Consider the following 17,056-nt stretch of genomic DNA (forward strand, 5'->3'; position numbering starts at 1 on the left):
AGCTCGACCTTGCCATGAAACCCATCATCGATCCCGGTTCCGTAACCGGGCGGAGTTTCACCCTTGGAATTGTCGCACCCGGCCATCAGCGGGACAGCGGCAGCAGTTGCCCCTACCGCGGCGAAGCCACCCAGAATCGAACGCCTGGAAAGCCTATTACCGGAAGGTAGAGGGGCGGAATTGGATTCGAGCGAAAACTGCTCGTCGGACCGGTCCATGATCAAATAACCAACCTTTCGATATCAATTCATGTAGGGCCATAACGTCAAGCGAATCGAAGTTTCCGAAGCGCAGTCAGAAACTGAAAAGCCGCCAGCCGATATGGCCTATGACGGTGACTCCTGGTCGCGGCCGTCGTGCCAGGTCACTACGGTCGGGCAGTCATTCGGGCAAGGCGCAACGGAACCCGAGGTGACACGTCGCCGTGTCCTCGGTCTGGCCCTGGCGCGCCGCCGGCCGATACCGCAAGCAATAGTTCGGTGCACACAGATACGAACCGCCCTTGACCACCCGACGCGGGAACCGCTCACCGAACTCCGGTTCTGGTGGCACGTCAGCGCGGGCGGCACTGGTCGCGGGTGCACAGCACGAGCCCGCCGCAGCACGGTGTTCGGGACGGAAGTAATCGGTGGTCCACTCCCACACGTTGCCCGCCACATCGAACAGTCCATACCCGTTGGGCGGGTAGGTCCCGACCTTGGTCGTGCCCGGCTGCGCCGCCTGACCCTTGCCCGGCAAGAACTCCCACGGAAACCGACCCATCCACGTATTGGCCATCCGCCGCCCCCGCGGGGCGAACTCCGCACCCCACGGGAAAGTCGCCGCGTCCAATCCGCCACGAGCGGCGAACTCCCACTGGACCTCGCTCGGCAGCGTCTTACCCGCCCACTCGGCATAGGCGACAGCGTCGGCATAGGCGACATGAGTCACCGGGTGGTGCGTGCGCCCATCCAGACTCGTGCCCGGCCCGCCCGGATACCGCCAACTCGCGCCCGGAACGTAAGACCACCACAGGTGCCAATCATCCAGTGGCACCGGTCCATCCGGCGAACGGAACACCAAAGCGCCCGGCACGAGATCCACAGGATCGGCACCAGGGAAGTCCGCCGGATCAAGTTCCCGCTCGGCCACCGTCACATATCCCGTCTCACGCACAAACCGGTGAAACGCCGCGTTCGTCACCGGATGGATGTCAATCCAGAACGACTCCACCACAACCTCACGCACCGGCTGCTCCTCAGGAAAGAAATCCAGCGAACCCATGGCGAACACACCGCCCGGGACCCGGGCCATACCCTTACGCCCGACCGCTACCGCATTACCCGACATCGTCCGTGCCTCCAGCTGAACCGATCAGAACCTCATGCACTCTCAGACAGTGCTGAGCCAACCTACTTCCGTCATCCGATGCGCTCAGCGACCCACGAAAGAGGGTTTCGATGCGGAGCGTGGTCTTCGGACAGCGCTTCATCTTCACGTCCGCACGGTGCGCGCCGGAAGTCGCCACATCGACGCGCTGCCGGTCCTGGCGACCGCCGCGAGCAACCGGCGTACGACTCGCGCCTTCCGCGGGCCGTACGGGTACCAGAGCGGTTCCCAAGGCAGGGGACGGATGCGCGGCGCGGTGACCGCCTGTTGACGCGTGTATTTGTGAAGGCCGGCGGCTCCGCCCAATCGTGCGCCGGATCCCGACCGCTTCCACCCGCCGTGCGGCAGTCCCATCTCGAAGAGATTGGTGACCGTGTCGTTGATGTTGACCGCACCGACCTCCAGCGCACGGGCGATCTGCGCGCCGCGGGCCGGGTCGCGGGTCCACACCGATGCCGACAAGCCGTACGCCGACTGATTCGCGCGTCGGATCGCCTCGGCGGCGTCGGCGACCTTCACGATCGGGATGGTCGGCCCGAAGGTTTCCTCGCGCAGGCAGGTCATCGACTCGTCGACGTCGACGAGCACGGTCGGCGCGAGGAAGGGCCCGTCGGCGTCACCGCCGCCGATGAGCGCTCTGGCTCCGGCGGCGACGGCCTCGTCGATGTGACGCTGCGCGATCGCACGCTGGGCCGGTGTGGCCATGGCGCCGATGTCGACGGAGTAGTGCATGGTGTCGTCGCCTTGGCGCAGCCCGGCGACGTAGTCCACCAGGTTGGCGACGAACCGGTCGTAGACCGGCGCCTCGACGTATACCCGTTCGACCGAGATACACGCTTGCCCGGAGTTGAGCAGTGCGCCCCAGGCGATTCCGCGCACCGCCCGATCCAGGTCCGCGTCCGCCAGCACGATCGCCGGATCCTTGCCTCCGAGTTCCAGGCTGTAGGGGATCATCCGGTCGACGCACCGGTGTGCGATGGCCTGCCCGGTGCGGGTGGATCCGGTGAACTGGACGTAGTCCACGTTCTCGACCACTGCGGCACCGGTCTCGCCAGTGCCGGTGACCACCGCGAACACCGCCGGCGCCCCGATCTCCTGCCAGCCGCGCTGCAGTTCCAGTGCCGTCAGCGGTGTCACCTCCGACGGCTTGAGCAGCACCGCCGCGCCGGCCAGCAGGGCCGTGATCGCATCCGCGCCGGGAATCAGCAGCGGGAAATTCCACGGCGAGATCACACCCACTACCGGGAAGGGACGGTGGATCCGCATCATCCGCTTCGGTGTGCTCAGCAGTCCCGACGGACGGACGCGTTCGTCGGCGAGGAACTCCATGGCGTGGCGGGCAAAGTAGCTGATCGCCTCGGCCACGAACGGCAGCTCGATTTCCGCTTCGGCGCGCGGCTTGCCCGACTCGGACTGCAGCACATCGGCGATGCGATCCCGTTCTGCGAGCAGCCACTCGCGCAGCTTGCGCAGCCAGCCGGCGCGGGCGGCGGGACCGATCGCCTCCCATTCCCGTTGCTGCTCACGCAATTCCCGGACGATCGCGGCCACCGCCTCGGGCCGCTCGTTCGGTACCGCTGCCAGTACTGTGCCATCGACCGGCGACAGCACCTCGATCTTGCCGGTCATGCCGCGCCACCATTGAGCCGCCGGTGATAGCGCTCCCGTAGTACGGGATCGACGTGCGTGGCACCGACGTCGATCTTCAGTGCATGTAGCAGCGCGTACCGTGCGCCGCTGGGCAGGATCGCCATCGACGCGAGGAGCTGGCCCAACGATTTCGGACTCACGGCGCGCCGCTTGCGTTTCGCGACCGCCGCGACGATTCCGTCGGCCACGTTCTCGGGATCGACGGTCGTGATGCCTTCCATCCACTTCGGTATTCGCGTTCCCGCGGACAGCTCGGTGCGCACCACGCCCGGCAATACGAGCGTGACGGCCACACCATCGGTGCGCAGCTCCCGCTCGAGCGTCTCGGTGAACCCGATGACGAAACGCTTTGTCCCGCAGTAGGTGGCCAGACCCGGCAATACCGTCACGCCGGCCAGCGATGCGATGTTGACAATGTGTCCGCCGCCCCGTGGCCGGAACCGCTGTACGGCGAGCCGGGAGCCGATGAGTACGCCGTTCACGTTGATGTCCACCATCCGCGCGGTCATCGCGGGATCCTCGTCGGAGAACAGTCCGGTCGGCATGATGCCCGCGTTGTTCACGAGCACGTCGAGCGGGCCCAGCTCGGCTTCGGCGGCGGCGAGAAAGTTCGCGAAGGAGTCCGCGTCGGTGACGTCGAGTGGCAGTCCGACGATGCGGGCGCCGGAGCGGGCGGACAATTCGGCGCCGGTCTCGGCGGCGAGCCCGGCATCGATGTCACCGATCGCGACGTCGGCGCCGGCGGCGAGGAACGCCGCAGCGGTCGCCCGGCCGATGCCACGGGCGCCGCCGGTGACGGCAATCACCTTGCCGCGCAAGCCTTGTGGTGAGAGATACGGTCGGGCCATCTCAGGCACCCTCTTTCGTGGTGTAGAGCGCGTCGATCTCGTTCGCGTATTTCGCCGAGATCCGGTTGTGCTGGAGTTTCATCGTCGGGGTGACCTCGTCTCCGCCGGGAGCTGCAGGATTCCGGAGCCCAGCCGCATGCTGTTGGTGCGGGCGGCGAGGTAGCCGAGCTGGCTCACCGCGTCGAAGCTGTATCCCTCAGGGAGAGAGGCGATGCCGAGCCCTGCGCTCTCGTAGTCGGCCAATTGCTGTGCGACGGTGTCTATTCCGACCTGAGAGTCGGTGCTGAGATGGAGATTGATGCCGATACGCAAGTTGGGGCCCTTCGGAAGACAGGTGGGAACGAGCTCGTTACCGGCTTACGACGCAGCGGGTTCGTCACCGGGCATACAGATCACGGGCGATGATCATCTTCTGAATTTGCGGCGTGCCGTCACCGATCTGGTAGCCGGATATATCGCGCAGCATGGCCTGCAACGGCATTTCCTCGGACCAGCCGATGTGGCCGTGCAGTACCACGCAGTCGTTGACGGCGGCCAACGCGACCTGCGGAGCCCACCACTTGAGCATGGCCGCCTGTGTGGTGTGCGGTTGGCCGGCCATGCGCAGGCCGAGGGTCTGGTAGGCCAGCGCCCGTACCGCGGAGATATAGGTGCTGTGCTCGGCCAGCGGGAACTGCACGCCCTGGTTCATCGCCAGCGGCCGCCCGAAGGTGGTGCGCTGCTTGGTGTATTCCACCGTCATGTCGATGGCGCGCTGCGCGGTGCCGATCACCATGAGCCCGATCAGGGTCCTGGTGAGGTCGAATTCCCGCATGATCCCGTGGAAGCCGGAGCCCGGTTCGAGCATCACGTAGGAGTCGGGCACGTAGGTGCCGTCGAAGGTCAGCGCTCCGCGGCCGATCGGCTTACAGCCCGGGTCCTGGAACGCCTGCCGCGCGATGGTCGGATCGTCCAGCTGCACGACGAAGGCACCGATTCCCTTGGCGCGTTTGCCCGGATCGGTCTGCGCGAGGACGACGGCGACATCGGCGTGCGGGGCCTGAGTGATGGAGGACTTCTCTCCGTACAGTTTCCAGCCGCCCTCGACCCGCTCGGCGCGGCAGGTCAACGCCGAGGCGTCGGAGCCGGTGGCGGGTTCGGTGAGTGCGGTGCAGCCGATGGCTTCGCCGGAGATGAGTTTGGGCAGCCAGTCTTCGCGCACTGCCGCCGGCGCGTGGGCGGCGAAGAAGCTCGTCTGCGCATTGACGAAGAAGTACGCCACCGCCATTGTCGAGCAGGCGTAGGCGATCTCTTCGGCGGCCAGTCCGAGGACGAGCAGGTCCGCGCCCTGGCCGCCATGCTCCTCCGACACGGCCAGTGCGGTGAGGCCCGCGGCGGCCAGCTCACGTAGTTCCGCGCGCGGGTATTCCGTGCTCGCGGCCCGTCCCAGCTGGCCAGGAGTGAACTTCTCGCGGGCGAATTTGCGGATGTTGTCGCGGAAGACGAGGTGATCCTCGTCGAGGATGAATGTGTTCATGATGGTCCGATCAGGTTGCGGGACTCGGAGATTCAGCGGCCGATGAGTGTGCCGTTTTCGGCGGCGGCGACCACCCCGGCAGGCGGTAGAAACCGGTCACCGAACGTCGAGGCGAGTTCCCGGGCGCGGGCGACGAATCCGGCGGGGCCACCGTTGTAGGTGTTGATGAACGACAGCGCACCGCCCGTTCCGGCCGGGAATCCACCCATGACGGAACCGATATTGGCCGTGCCGGCGGATTCGACGATGCCCTCCTCGAGGCAGGCGGCCACCTCCAGCGCCACCCGGAACAGGAACCGGTCGCGCAGATCTTGGAACGGGATGTCTCGGGCGGGTCCGAACGCCTCGCGCAGACCCGGCCACAGCCTGAGGCGCTTGCCGTCGGTGTAGTCGTAGAAGCCCGCTCCGGCGGCGCGGCCCAGGCGCTCGAACTCGTCGACCATGCGGATCACGACACCCTCGCCCGCAGTGCGGTTGTCCGCCCCGCCCGCCGCGGCCTCCGGGTCGGCGATGATCTGCCGTGACAGCGACAGGCTCACCTGGTCCAGTACCAGCAGCGGCTGGGTCACCATGCCGTTCTGCATGGCGGCTTGTTCGATCGAGGTAGCGGGCACGCCGTCGGCGACCATTTCGCATGCCTCGAACGTCGCCGCCATGAACAGGCGCGTCAGATAGAAGCCGCGGCCGTCGTTGACCACGATCGGCGTCTTGTTGATCAGGCGGACCGCGTCCACCGCGCGCGACACCGTTTCCCGGCTGGTCAGCTTGCCCTTGACCACCTCGACCATCGGCATCTTGTCCACTGGCGAGGAGAAGTGCATGCCGATGAATGCCTCCGGCCGGGTTACTCCCTCGGCGAGTCCGGAGATCGGAATCTGCGAGGTGTTCGACGCCAGCAGCGCCCCGCCGTCCAGCACCGGCTCGACCTGCCCGTAGGTCTTCTTCTTGAGCTCGGGATCTTCGAATACGGCCTCGATCATCAGATCCGCGCCGACCAGGTCGGCGTCGTCGGCGGTCGGCGTGATGCGGGCGAGCAGCTCATCGGCTCGCTGCTGGGTCCATCGGCCTTTGGCGACCGCGGCTTCGACCAGCATGCGCGAGTACGCCTTGCCACGTTCGGCGGCCTCCGGCGAGATGTCTTTGAGGGCTACGGCCACACCGGCTTTGGCGTATTCGTAGGCGATGCCCGCGCCCATCATGCCTGCGCCGAGTACCGCCACCTTGGTCGGGCGGAAAGGCGCCGCCCCGGCGGGGCGGTCGGTGTTCCTGTTCGCCTCCCCGAGGTCGAAGAATGCCTGAATCCCATTGGCGGTCAGCGGATTCAGCGCCAGATTCACCAGGTATCTGGTCTCGATCGTCGATGCCGCGGCGAAGCCGACGAGGCTGCCTTCGGTCGCGGCGGCGATCAGATTGCGCGGGGCCGGCAGATCGGCTCCCTTGAGCTGCTTGCGCACGGTGGCCGCCAGTGCCAACACCTGCTGCGACAGTTCGGTCTCGGTGGCGCGTCCGCCTGGCAGGGTGTAGCCCTTCCGGTCCCATGGCTGCACGGGAGCCGGGTTGGCGGCGATCCACGCCCGCGCGGCCGGCAGCAGTTCGCTATCGGTGCCGACCACGGCGTCGACCAGTCCAGCCGCGAGCGCCTTGCGCGGGCTGAACTTGGTGCCCTTCAACAGCACGTTCATCAGCGCGCCTGCCAGGCCGAGCATGCGCACGGTCCGCACCACTCCGCCCGCGCCGGGAAGCACGCCGAGGGTCACCTCGGGCAGGCCGATCTGAATTCCAGGCCGATCCACGGTCACTCGATGGTGGGTGGCCAGCGCCAGCTCGAGACCACCACCGAGGGCGGTGCCGTTGATCGCGGCCACCACCGGCTTACCCAGGGTCTCCAGCCGCCGCAGCAGCGCCTTGGCTCCGTCGAAGAAGTCGGCGATCCGCGCCGCGTCCGTGCTCTGGAGCAGCGGCCCGAGCTCCTTCAGATCCGCACCGGCGCTGAAGATTTCCTTACCGGAGGTGATGATGACACCGGCATAGCTCGCTTGTTCGGTCTCCAGCCGATCCACGGTGTCGGCCAGCGACTGCCGGAAGGCGGCGTTCCAGGTGTTGATGGCCTGGGAGGGGTCGTCGATGGTCAACACCACGATGCCGTCCGCGCCCAGCTGCCAGTCGATGATGTTCTCGGTCATAGTCTTTACAAGTCCTCTCTGGTGCGGCGGATCAGCTCAGGCGCTCGACGATGGTGGCGATGCCGATGCCGCCGACCGCGCAGAGCGTGACCATGCCGTAGCGCTTGCTGGTGCGGTCCAGTTCGTCGATGACGGTGCCGAGCAGCATGCCGCCGGTCGCGCCCAGCGGGTGCCCCATGGCGATGGCACCACCATTGATGTTGATCTTGTCCACATCGATGTCGAACTGCTGGGCGAAGGTCAGCACCACGGCCGCGAACGCCTCGTTTACCTCGATCAGGTCGATGTCGTCGATGCTCAGTCCGGCTTTGTCCAGCGCCTTGCGGCAAGCCGGGTATGGGCCGGTGAATCCGATCGTTGTGTCGGATCCGGCGACCGCGGTGGCCACGATCCGAGCGCGCGGGGTGAGTCCGAATTCCGCGCCGATGCGGGCGTTTCCGATGGCGAGCAGCGACGCGCCATCCACGATGCCCGAGGAATTGCCCGCAGTGTGCACGTGCTCGATGCGCTCGAGCTCGTGATAGCGCTGCAGCGCGACAGCGTCGAAGCCGCCGTGCTCACCGATCGCCGCGAACGCCGGCTTCAGCTTGCCCAGAGACTTCACGGTGGTGTCCGGACGAATCAGTTCGTCGTGCTCGAGCACGACGACACCGTTGAGGTCCGCGACCGGTATGACGGCATCCTTGAACCGGCCTTGCGCCCATGCTCGGGCCGCGTTCTGGTGTGAGCGCGCCGCGAAGGCGTCGAGATCGGTGCGGCTGAAGCCGTACTTGGCGGCCAGCAGATCGGAGGCCGGTCCCTGTGGAATGATCGGAGTGCGCTGGTACGCATTGGGATCCGAGGCGACAACCATGCCGCCGTCGGAGCCCATCGGAACCCGAGACATGGATTCGACGCCACCGGCGAAGATGAGGTCCTCCCAGCCCGAAGCGATCTTCTGGGCGGCGGTGTTCACCGCTTCGAGTCCGGAAGCGCAGTACCGATTGAGCTGCACGCCCACTGCGGTCTCGCCCAATCCCGCACGCAGCACTGCCATTTCGGCGATGCCGAAGCCCTGCTCGCCGACTGCGCTGACACAACCCAGGATCACGTCGTCGATGCGCCTGGCGTCGATGCCCTCATTGCGTCGCAACAGCTCCCGGATCAGCCCGGTGGCGAGCTCGACCGGCGCAATCGTGTACAGCGCGCCGGTGGGCTTGCCCAGACCACGTGGAGTGCGAATTGCGTCGTATACCAATGCTTCTGTCGTCATTGCTTCCTGTTTTCCGTTCTGTCGCTTCGGATTCGACGCGACGGTTCCGCCGAATGGAAATGGCTGAGCGGCAGCGTGTTCAGGCCTGACCATGCTCGTAGAGGGCGTCGATTTCGCCTGCGAATTTCTCGGCGATGACGTTGCGGCGCAGCTTCATCGTGGAAGTGATCTCGTCGCTCCCGGGTTCCCAGAACACCGGCAGCAGGGTGTATGCCTTCACCTGCTCGACTCGTGACAGTCGCGCGTTGGCGGTGGCGACGGCCTCGTCGAGCTGCAGGCGGACGGCTGGATCAGCTGCCAGCGCGCGCGGCGAAGGATCAATACCGTGCTCGGCGGCGAATGCGGCCGCCGCCTCGGGTTCGAGGGTGATCAGCGCGGTCACGTACTTGCGCCGATCACCGATAGCCACCACGGACCCGACCAGCGGGCTCGCCGCCCGGATCGCGCTCTCGATATTGGCAGGAGACATGTTCTTGCCCGCGGAATTGATGATCAGTTCCTTCTTGCGATCGATGATCGTGACGTATCCGTCGGTTTCGATGACCCCGACATCACCGGTGTGCACCCAACCGTCGGTGGCGACGGTCTCAGCAGTGCGGACCGGGTCGTTGCGATAACCCTTCATCAATCCGGGTGTGCGGACCAGCAGTTCACCGTCATCGAGGCAGCGCATTTCAACCCGGCTCAGCGCTGTGCCGACGGTGCCCACCCGCTGCGCACCCGGGCGGTTGGAAGTCGCCAAGCCGATCTCGGACATGCCCCAGGCCTCGGCCACCGGAATCCCGAGCGCCAGCAGGAATTCCACAGTCTCCAGAGTGATCGGTGCGGCACCGGTGTAGGCGATGGTGGTCTGGTCCAAGCCGATTTGTTCCAGCAGGCGTGCCAGGACCAGACGCTTGGTGAGCAGATGTTGTAGCCGCAGCAGTAGCGGGACGGGTCGGCGCGCGAGATCCGCGGCAACCTTGCGATGGCTGACCTCCAGCGCCCACGCCGCCACCTTGCCGCGCAGTCCCGCCTCCTCGGCCAGAGCGGCGCGCACGGCCGCCTCGACCTTGTACCAGAGCATCGGTACGGTGACGAACACCGTCGGACGCACCACCGGCAGAGCCGCCGCGAGGTCCTTGCTGTCGGGCACCGTATATACCGCCGCCCCGGTGATGGCGGGCATGTAGTGGGCAAGCCACCGGTTGATGGCGTGTGCGTCGGGAAGGTAGGACACCACCCGTCCGACGCATCCCGACGCGAACTCCGGAATCCCGAGCATCGCTTCGGTGCCGAATATGGCGTTGCGATGTGACATCTCGACGCCCTTCGGGTCGCCGGTGGTGCCAGAGGTGTAGATGATGGTGATCGTGTCGTCCGCTCGGACTGCACGCCAACGGGATTCGAAGTCGAACTCGGGGTCGCCGAGGGCTTCGAGCTCCGCCAGCGTCATCGTGCCCGCCGGGGCGTTGCCGAGGCAGATGATGTGCTCGACGCGGCTGTCCACCTTGGCTCCGAGCACCCGCTCCAGGAATTGCTCCTCGCACACGACGACGCGGTTCGCCGCATTGCTGAACAGGTAGGCGATTTGTGCCGGGGCATTGGTGTTGTAGACCGAGAAGGGGATCGCGCCCAGGTGGTACGCGGCCGCATCGATCAGATTGAACTCCGGGCGGTTGGTCAGCATGATTGCGACCGTGTCGCCGTGCTGAACGCCGAGTGCCGCCAGCCCCGCGGCGAGCCCGCGCACTCGAGCACCGTATTCACCCCAGGTCAATGCGGTCCCGCCGTCGAGCGTGCGCAGCGCGATATCTCCGGCGCGAGTCGCGCAGGTGTGCTGGAACAGCTCGCACAGCGAAGCTGCCCGTGACAGCCGCAACAGGGTGTTCGAAGTGCTCATGGCGGCCAGTGTGCTGTGACACGAGAACGGGACGCTTGTACCGTGAGTCACAAAGCCGTCGGTGGCGGTTGTGCCGACGCCACGGTCTGTAATGTGCCACCGACGCCACCTGTACATCGACGTACGCCCGGGAGAAATCGATATGCGTCAACCCCGTGACCTGGTCGCGGAGGCCAAAGCCTGGTTCGAATCGTTCGCCTACCGTGAGGTGGCCGAGCCGGAGTTGACCACCCTGTCCGGGCGAATGATCGACGCCATTGCCGCCGACGCACCGGAGATCGGATCCGACGCCGCACTTCGGCCGGCGCTTCGGGTCGCGGTACACGACGGTGTCGGCGCGTACTTCAGTCAGGGCCCGCATGAACGCCCAGGCGATATCGATTTGCCCACTACGGCCAAAGCCCTCGGGCGCGCACTGGCCCGGCGTGGCTATGACATCGCCCTGCTGCAGCGCTGCTACCGGACTCTGCAGCGCATTGGCTGGGCCGAGATCATGACCTCGGCCTGCCGCGAGATCACCGATCCGGAGTTGCTGCCGGTGGTGCTGGATCTGCAGTGGGATCACTTGAGCCGCACCATATCCCGGGCAACCGAACGGGCCGAGATGGCCTTCCTCGACGAGATGCGGCGGCAAGCGAGCAGCGTGCTGACCCGCAGGCGCGAGCTCGTCGAGGCGATATTGCGCGAGGAGGCAGTCGATATCGAGCGCAGCACACGGCAACTCGGGCACAACCTCTACGTCCAGCAGACCGGCCTGATCATTTGGACTCTCGACCCCACCGAGGACGATGCCACCGCACTGCTCGAGAAGCTGGCGATCGAAATCGCGACCGCGCTCGGCGCTCCACGTCCCCTGACGCTGCCCGCCGGCGGTCGGATGCTCTGGGTCTGGCTGGCCACGCCGGAGGTGCCCGACCTCCGGGAGATCGCTCGCCTCCAGGTATTCCAGCACCGGGAACCGGTCGTGCAGCTGGCCGCCGGGGTGCCCGCCACCGGCGTGGAAGGATTCCGTGTCAGCCATCAGGAGGCACTGCGGGCCTATCGGATCGCCGCCGAGACCGCCCCCGCGCCGGTCACCCTGTACCGCGATGTCGAACTCATCAGCTGTCTGGCCGCCGATATCGCCGCGCTGTCCCGGCTGGTGCGGCGCGAATTGGGCGGTCTCGCAGAGCGGGGCGCGGCGGCCGCGCGGCTGCGCAACACCGCACTGGTGTACCTCGAGCAGGGCAGTATGGCCAGGGCCGCCGAGGCGCTCGGCGTGCACAAGAACACGGTGCTCTACCGGATACAGCAGGTCGAACAGTTACTGCCGCAGCCACTCGACGAACACAAGATGCCCTTGGAGGTTGCTCTCCGAGTCGTGGCCGCGCTCGGTGAACGGGTGCTTCCGGAGTGACCGCCGCGCGAAATGCGCGGCTGCCGGTCTATTTCGGTCAGGCGGTGAGTGCCGCTCAATCGGTGCGGCGGGACCACGTCGGTACTGCCAGATGCGATCAAGAGTTTGTCGAGACTTCTGCCACTGAGGCGCATCCCGCCCATGTGTTCGGCGAAAGCCCGCGGGGCGACGGTGCCTACGGTAGTGAGCACTCCGCCTCGACAATATCTGCCACGCCGACACGATGAGGACATGTGGGTGCGCGGAATGCATTGTCGGCCCAGGTGTGTCGCGCTCGATGCGCTGTGTCCGTGGTGATCGTGGCTTGGTCACAGCGTCTTGGATGAGGTGCGGCAGGGCGGGATGGTCGCGCTGGGTTCCAGCGAACCGGTCGTCATCGCTGTGGTAGGGGCGAATCTGCAATACGGGGCCCACGTCATCCGGTTATGAACGCCGACCAGGCGGATAGGGCGGCACATTCGTCAGTGACGCCAGCGCTGCACTGCCTCAACGTGGACCGGACGGCCCTGTTCGGCCTCGCGATCGGCGTGATCTCGTTCCACGAGGGGAAGCAACGCCAGGATGTCCTTGCGAGAGTTGATCATCAGCTTGGACAGAATCGCGGCGATCTGTGAGTCGACGGTGCGTGCGGAGGTTCTGCGGCGTGTGGCGATCGTGGTGTTGGTCAGCCCGGCGGCCGCCAGCACCGCGACCTCCTGCTCCGCGCCTGTCAATTCGTCCCATCCGGCCGAGCCACCGTGTTCGATGTCCATCCGGGCAGCGGGCCGAATGTTTACCGTCACATGCTCTTCGACGAGCAGGGCCACGTCGGATATCTGCTCTCCTTCCCGGTGCGCGGATTCGAACGCCTTGTGCCCCAGGATGTCTCGTGCGACCTCGATCGCCTCGACTGTCATCTGCTCAAAAGGCCCCAGATTCGACAGGTCGATGCCCACCTGCTGTCGCAATGCTGCAGTTCCACCCGCCATCCGCGCGATCACGCGCGCCCGCTGCACGGTTTGGTCCCGGGTAACCTCGTCCGTCTGGTCGGTGATCATCCGCGCCAAGATCCATGCCCGAATCTCCACGCCCCACACGGAGCCCCATTGGTCCCGCATCGGAATCTGAAATGCCAGCCCCGCATCGCACAGGGCCAGGGCTTCATTCGCGTCACCGTGCGCGGCCACCGCGATCGCGCAGGCGAGCCGGGCCCACGAAATCGCCCACTGTGCTCCCGCGGCCACGCTGCAGTCCAGATGTCGACGGGTCCGGCTCAACGCCTGCTCCGCGGTTCCGTGGAAGGCCGCCGACAACGCTTCGAACAGTCCGGCCATGGAGGCCCCGCCGAAATCTCCTTCGGCTGTGAACTTGGCGCGGGCCCGGGCCAGCAGCACCGTGGCTCTGGGATCGCTGTGCACCAAGAGCAACAGACTGCCCGCGAGGTATTCGACAGAGGGCGGCAGACCGAGATCCGCGCACGGATCGTCGCGCCACCGAACTCCTTCCGTCGGCACGACGCAGACGGCGACACACTCCTCCAGCAGTCGTTCAGCGTCCTCCGGTAGTCCTTGACATAGACTGATCCACCCGATCAGCGCACGTGCCCTCACCTCGAGATCGGTTGGGCAGCAACCCTGTTGGACGGCGGCGGCCAGGCTGCTTTCGGCCAATCTTCGTGATTCTCGCAGCGAGCCGCGAATGAATGGAACCCGCGAGGCGATGAGGCCGGCCGCGATCTCGGCACCGATCACCGCCTCGTCAGGGTGACCCATGCTGCCACTGACAGCAATCGCGACGTTGTCCCAACTGGCGCGGGTCCTCGCCAGCAGTTCTTGCTCGCGGGAGCTGACCCAACCGGTGCACAGCGCGGCTACTTCGTCGCGATAGTAACGGCGGTGGTGTTCGGTGAGCAGGCGGTATTCGCTCTCGCTCCGCTCCAGCAGCCGTTCGTGCGCGAACACCCGGAAGCTTTCCAACAGCGAGTACCTTGCGGTTTCGGCGCCGACATGAAGAGCGACCAGCGAACGATCGACCAGCTGTTCCAGCAGAGCTTCGATCTCACGCGCGCCCAAGCCGTCCGGTTCGGTGTCGGCGCAGACCGCTTCGATCGTTTCGAGGCTGACACCGGCATCGAGGACGGCGGCCCCGGCGGTGTCGGTGTCATCGGGATGGATGTCATATCCCGCGGCGAAGACCGACATCCGTTCGAAGAGCAAGCGCTCCTTGCGGCTGCACAGCTCGTACGACCAGCCGATGACCGTGCTGATGTCTCGGTGCCGCTCATCGCGTCCGACACGGAATCCCGGCGACCATCGCAACCTGCGATCGGCATGGAAAGTGTCCAGGTCACGCAGGATCATCGACACCGTCTGATACCGAAGGCGAGCGGCGGCCAATCGGATGTGCAGCGGGTAATTGTGCATGTGGCGGCAGATCGGCTCGACCAATTCCGCTTCGGCCGCGGACACCGGACGACCTGCCAGCTCGGCGCGCTGCTGGAATAGTGCCACTGCCTGGCCTCGCGACAGCGGAGGGATCGTCACGACCTGCTCGTCGACCCATCCGATCGCGGTCCTACTGGTGGCCAGCACCACCAACCCTGGTATGGCGTCGAGTAGTTCGGCGACCACCTCGCCGACCGCATCGAGCACGTGCTCGCAATTGTCCAGCACCAACACCGAGGGCCGCACCCGACCGACCGTATGGGTGCGGCCGATAGTGTCGATCAATACCTGCCGTCGAGTCCTACCGGAGAAGTCGCTATCGATCATCGCGGTGACGATCTCGTCCTCGACCGCGTTCGCATCGGCGTTCGGGCGCAGCCTGGCCAGATGCACCCAATGCACCTGCAGCCGACGGGCTTTGCGCAGCCGCGTTGTCACCGCCGCGGCGAGACGAGTCTTTCCGACACCACCCGGCCCGACCAGAGTTACCATTCGGGCGGCATTCGCCAGCACCGCGACGATGCGCTCGAGTTCACGTTCCCGTCCCACGAACCCGTCGTTGGTCGTCGGTATACCGACGTCGAACAAATCAGGTTCCAGCGACATGTCGGGAAATCTTAATGGCTACTTGGAGTGTCGTCCCAGTGACTTCGAGTAACGGGTCCAATCCGCCCCTGTCGGTAGATCCCCGACGGACCTGCTGATGCGCCTGGACCACCTGTTCGCTAACTTGTGGCTCCCAGTTGCCCAGAACATCGGAAGGGAACCGGGTTGCTCGCAGCGCATTTCGACGCGGTACGTGGTCGAGTCGCTCAGCTATCAGCTGGCGATGTCCGATCCAAGGCAGCCATCGGCTCTGGGAATCCTTCGTAGATGTGACGTGGATCGAGACCGGCGCATCTGGTCGGTTCCGGCTACGGGGCGCTCAGTTGTGTGGTGGCCGCGGCCGAGAGACCGCACGACGCGGTGGAACCTGCTGACCTCGGCACGGGCCGGTGCCGGTCAGCTGGACTTTTCACGTCGGGGGGCGAAGGTGTAGCTGAAAGAGATCAGGAAATCGATGACGACGACGATGCCCCACGGGCCCAACACCATCCACAGCGGTGCGGTGCGCGCGGTGTCGCCGACCAGCAGAGTGAAGACGGCGAGAACTCCAGCCGCGACGACGTAGGCCGCCAGGTGCCGGAACCATTGGGACCGTTCACGAGCGGCATGGGCGCGTCCGGTCTTGGGAGGCCGTTCCGGGCGCGGACCTCCGGCGAACCGGTAGGCGAAGCGCTGGTCTGCCCAGTCGATCATCTGCGGTCCGAAGGCCACGGACACTCCGATATAGATCGCGGCGAGCCCGTGTGCTGTACCCGCCTGCCCGCCCGTGCGCAGGTCGATCACCGACACCGCCAGCAGCACCACGTCGACCAGCGGCACACAAGCCAGCAGGATCGTGCTCAGCTGCCGCGCCGAGGTCAAGTACCGGACTGCGAGGCCGAGAAGCAGCAGCGCCCAGAACCCGATCTCACACCCGATGATCACCGCAATCATGGCATCCCCCTTTTTCGCACGGTCGTGTTGAAACAAAATAGCACGACCGTGTGAAAATAGTCTCGTGCCCAAGATCGTGGATCACGGCGAACGCCGCACCGAACTTGCCGAAGCCGTCTGCCGGGTGATCGCGCGCGACGGAGTGCAGGAGGTGTCGGTGCGCACGGTGGCCGCCGAGGCGGGGTGGTCCACCGGCACGCTGCGGTACTACTTCACCAGCCGCGCCGAACTGCTGGCCTCGGCGTGCGCACTGGTCATCGAGCGCGTTAGCGCGCGGATCGGCGAACTTCGGCAGACCGGAGACATCCGCTGGACGGTCCGCGCCGCGCTGTTGGAGACCATGCCCCTGGATGCACGCCGCCGCACAGAGGAAACCGTTGCCTTCTCGTTCCTGGCGCTCGGCCTGGGCGATCCGGCGCTGGCGGCGGTCCAGCGCACGCATTTCGAAGCGATGTACCGCCTCTGCCGTTCCCTGATCGACGCCCTCGGTGACCTGAATCTCCTGGCGGACAACGCAATTCCTCGTGAGGCTGCGGCACGGCGGCTCCATGCCGTCGTCGACGGCCTCGCCCTGCAGGGACTCGCGAGGCATCTCGATCCGAAAGAGATGACCGCACAGCTCGACTCATATCTGAACGACCTGATCGTCCCTGAAAATTGAGCATGCGGCCCGTGCGTCGCCATAACTTCCAGACCGCTCCATGGTCGTGCGCCCGGCCCTGACCCTCACAGACGCACGATCGCTTCCGTGGCCCCGACGATGCTCCGGCACCAGCAACAACCCCACCAGGGTGGTCACCGGCCCCTCGGCACACAACACAGCATCACAACTCGAACAAAGCCGACCGCGCGGCCACGCACCGATACAACTCCTGCCCGAACGCCGACGGGTCCCCACCCGCACCGGCGCAGCCGGTGTCATGCACACTGTTCATCGAAGCCCTCCGTTATCAGATTTGTTCTGTCCCAAGACAAATCATCACCCCAGGGCTTCATCCC

At 66.0% G+C, this 17,056-nt stretch carries 11 protein-coding genes and 2 pseudogenes; 2 read left to right on the plus strand and 11 right to left on the minus strand.

The features are described 5' to 3' along the window. The 9 genes and pseudogenes from ABZ293_RS38370 to ABZ293_RS38410 form a co-directional block, all read right to left on the minus strand. Positions 1-218, minus strand: a pseudogene (locus ABZ293_RS38370) (hypothetical protein); the annotation flags it as partial. Positions 219-381: 163 nt separating this feature from the next. Continuing rightward, the gene (locus ABZ293_RS38375; protein ID WP_355189008.1) at positions 382-1,329 is read right to left on the minus strand and encodes a formylglycine-generating enzyme family protein; all 948 of its coding nucleotides are present in this window, start codon (positions 1,327-1,329) and stop codon (positions 382-384) included. 144 nt (positions 1,330-1,473) lie between these two features. Then, positions 1,474-2,997: an aldehyde dehydrogenase family protein gene (locus tag ABZ293_RS38380; protein WP_355189010.1), complete on the minus strand. Its 1,524-nt coding sequence runs from the start codon at positions 2,995-2,997 to the stop codon at positions 1,474-1,476. Further along, positions 2,994-3,866, minus strand: a complete 873-nt coding sequence (locus ABZ293_RS38385; RefSeq protein WP_355189012.1) for an SDR family oxidoreductase — start codon at positions 3,864-3,866, stop codon at positions 2,994-2,996. Before ABZ293_RS38385 ends, ABZ293_RS38380 begins: the two co-directional genes overlap by 4 nt. Before the next feature lie 87 nt (positions 3,867-3,953). Beyond that, a pseudogene (locus tag ABZ293_RS38390) lies at positions 3,954-4,166 on the minus strand (LLM class flavin-dependent oxidoreductase); the annotation flags it as partial. Positions 4,167-4,242: 76 nt separating this feature from the next. Beyond that, entirely contained in the window at positions 4,243-5,382 is a 1,140-nt protein-coding gene (locus ABZ293_RS38395) for an acyl-CoA dehydrogenase family protein (protein WP_355189014.1), read from the minus strand. 32 nt (positions 5,383-5,414) lie between these two features. Continuing rightward, entirely contained in the window at positions 5,415-7,565 is a 2,151-nt protein-coding gene (locus ABZ293_RS38400) for a 3-hydroxyacyl-CoA dehydrogenase NAD-binding domain-containing protein (RefSeq protein ID WP_355189016.1), read from the minus strand. A 31-nt stretch (positions 7,566-7,596) separates the two neighbouring features. Further along, positions 7,597-8,817 carry an acetyl-CoA C-acetyltransferase gene (locus ABZ293_RS38405; protein ID WP_355189018.1) on the minus strand — a complete coding sequence of 407 codons (1,221 nt, stop codon included), beginning with the start codon at positions 8,815-8,817 and terminating at the stop codon, positions 7,597-7,599. Between the two features lie 79 nt (positions 8,818-8,896). Beyond that, a complete protein-coding gene (locus tag ABZ293_RS38410) occupies positions 8,897-10,699 on the minus strand; it encodes an AMP-binding protein (protein WP_355189020.1) in 1,803 nt (600 codons plus the stop codon). Between the two features lie 142 nt (positions 10,700-10,841). Between ABZ293_RS38410 and ABZ293_RS38415 the strand changes: the two genes are divergently transcribed. Beyond that, positions 10,842-12,095, plus strand: a complete 1,254-nt coding sequence (locus ABZ293_RS38415) for a helix-turn-helix domain-containing protein (protein ID WP_355189022.1) — start codon at positions 10,842-10,844, stop codon at positions 12,093-12,095. Between the two features lie 461 nt (positions 12,096-12,556). Here ABZ293_RS38415 and ABZ293_RS38420 read toward each other — a convergent pair whose 3' ends face one another. Then, a complete protein-coding gene (locus tag ABZ293_RS38420; RefSeq protein ID WP_355189024.1) occupies positions 12,557-15,124 on the minus strand; it encodes an AAA family ATPase in 2,568 nt (855 codons plus the stop codon). 396 nt (positions 15,125-15,520) lie between these two features. After that, entirely contained in the window at positions 15,521-16,057 is a 537-nt protein-coding gene (locus ABZ293_RS38425; RefSeq protein WP_355189026.1) for a 2TM domain-containing protein, read from the minus strand. A gap of 64 nt (positions 16,058-16,121) precedes the next feature. On the opposite strand from ABZ293_RS38425, the gene ABZ293_RS38430 reads away from it, so the two are divergent. Beyond that, positions 16,122-16,718 carry a TetR family transcriptional regulator C-terminal domain-containing protein gene (locus tag ABZ293_RS38430; protein ID WP_355189028.1) on the plus strand — a complete coding sequence of 199 codons (597 nt, stop codon included), beginning with the start codon at positions 16,122-16,124 and terminating at the stop codon, positions 16,716-16,718. Positions 16,719-17,056 lie beyond the last annotated feature (338 nt).

Origin of the sequence: Nocardia sp. NPDC005998, assembly GCF_040614395.1 — a bacterium.
GTDB lineage: Bacteria > Actinomycetota > Actinomycetes > Mycobacteriales > Mycobacteriaceae > Nocardia.

What these genes read in the sequence shown, in the direction of transcription:
- ABZ293_RS38375 (WP_355189008.1), bottom strand. Translation starts at nt 1,329, where the DNA reads ATGTCGGGTAATGCGGTAGCGGTCGGGCGTAAGGGTATGGCCCGGGTC.
- ABZ293_RS38380 (WP_355189010.1), bottom strand. Translation starts at nt 2,997, where the DNA reads ATGACCGGCAAGATCGAGGTGCTGTCGCCGGTCGATGGCACAGTACTG.
- ABZ293_RS38385 (WP_355189012.1), bottom strand. Translation starts at nt 3,866, where the DNA reads ATGGCCCGACCGTATCTCTCACCACAAGGCTTGCGCGGCAAGGTGATT.
- ABZ293_RS38395 (WP_355189014.1), bottom strand. Translation starts at nt 5,382, where the DNA reads ATGAACACATTCATCCTCGACGAGGATCACCTCGTCTTCCGCGACAAC.
- ABZ293_RS38400 (WP_355189016.1), bottom strand. Translation starts at nt 7,565, where the DNA reads ATGACCGAGAACATCATCGACTGGCAGCTGGGCGCGGACGGCATCGTG.
- ABZ293_RS38405 (WP_355189018.1), bottom strand. Translation starts at nt 8,817, where the DNA reads ATGACGACAGAAGCATTGGTATACGACGCAATTCGCACTCCACGTGGT.
- ABZ293_RS38410 (WP_355189020.1), bottom strand. Translation starts at nt 10,699, where the DNA reads ATGAGCACTTCGAACACCCTGTTGCGGCTGTCACGGGCAGCTTCGCTG.
- ABZ293_RS38415 (WP_355189022.1), top strand. Translation starts at nt 10,842, where the DNA reads ATGCGTCAACCCCGTGACCTGGTCGCGGAGGCCAAAGCCTGGTTCGAA.
- ABZ293_RS38420 (WP_355189024.1), bottom strand. Translation starts at nt 15,124, where the DNA reads ATGTCGCTGGAACCTGATTTGTTCGACGTCGGTATACCGACGACCAAC.
- ABZ293_RS38425 (WP_355189026.1), bottom strand. Translation starts at nt 16,057, where the DNA reads ATGATTGCGGTGATCATCGGGTGTGAGATCGGGTTCTGGGCGCTGCTG.